We start from the raw sequence: 1,252 nt of genomic DNA on the forward strand, positions 1-1,252 counted from the left end.
CACCATTACCGTTGCCAGTCTCACCTCCGCTGCCATCACCACCGCCCGGGAGAGCCGTCAGTAACGACGCAAAGCTTGAGGCCGGGATAGCATAGCCACCGTCAGAAGGTTGCACATAGCTGATGGCTTTCTCACCACCAAGGAAGTGATCTTTCACCCGCAGCTGTTGCTTCAGATCATTATCCAGAAGCATGACCAGATCATTGCCATCCTTATGGAAGCTGATCCGGTCACGGCTGATACCGCCATTGAAAAGCACCCAGTCGGTACCGCCACCCGTGGCATCAATGGTATCTACACCGTCTCCGGCCTGATAATAGTAGTGGTCATCACCGACACCACCATTCAGGGTGTCGTTGCCATCTTCGCCGTTTAGAACGTCATTTCCAGCACCGCCGGCAAGGACATCATCACCAGACCCCTGACCAGAACCATTACCACCCATCAGGCGATCGTTTCCATCACTACCTTCCAGCCGGTCATTGCCGGACATTCCGAACAGGGTGTCATCACCACCTTCACCCAGAACCTTATCATTGTTTGCACTACCAACCAGACGATCACCGTCGTTAGTGCCTTTCACCACTGAAGCAAAGTCCGGATCACTGCCCCCGGCAACCAGCTGATTGATCTTGTTGGTGGTGATCATAAAGCCACCATCTGGCTGTACACCATCCAGTGCCCAGTCACCGCCAAGGAAGTGGTTCTTTATGCGGATGGACTGACCTGTCTGATCTTTCATGGCAATCAGCAGGTCATCCCCATCACGGCTGAAGTCCAAAGACTCCGGGGTTGCACCACCCTGAAGCAACAACAGTCCTTGTCCGCCACGGTTATCAATAACATCCGCGCCATCACCCACAGCCCAGACGTAAGTGTCCCGACCCGCGCCGCCTATCAAGGTGTCGTTGCCGCCCTCTCCACGAAGCTGGTCATTACCATCACCACCGAATAAACGATCATCACCGCTTTCACCGTCCAGGTAATCATCACCGGCATCGCCATGAATCACATCATTACCGGCACGTCCCCAGACTTTATCGTCTCCGGCACCGGCATGGATTTCATCATGATGATCACGGTAGCCAATCATGGTCTGATCGCTACCGTCAGTTCCATAAGTTACTACCTGCTCTTCAAGGTCGGCATCGGATAAGATGGTGCCATCGGCAAACTCAAAACTATTGATTTTGAAGTGCTCGGTAGGCTCCCGGAACCAATTCTCAATGGTGATCTGGTCACTGCCGTTACT

General features: G+C 53.4%; 1 protein-coding gene. It reads right to left on the reverse strand.

Annotated features, from left to right (window positions below):
* Positions 1-1,252: calcium-binding protein (locus ACO6VE_RS24535; protein WP_422464127.1), on the reverse strand; the 1,252-nt coding region annotated here is incomplete at both ends.

It is taken from the genome of Endozoicomonas sp. ALB115 (assembly GCF_049310245.1).
Lineage (GTDB): Bacteria > Pseudomonadota > Gammaproteobacteria > Pseudomonadales > Endozoicomonadaceae > Endozoicomonas.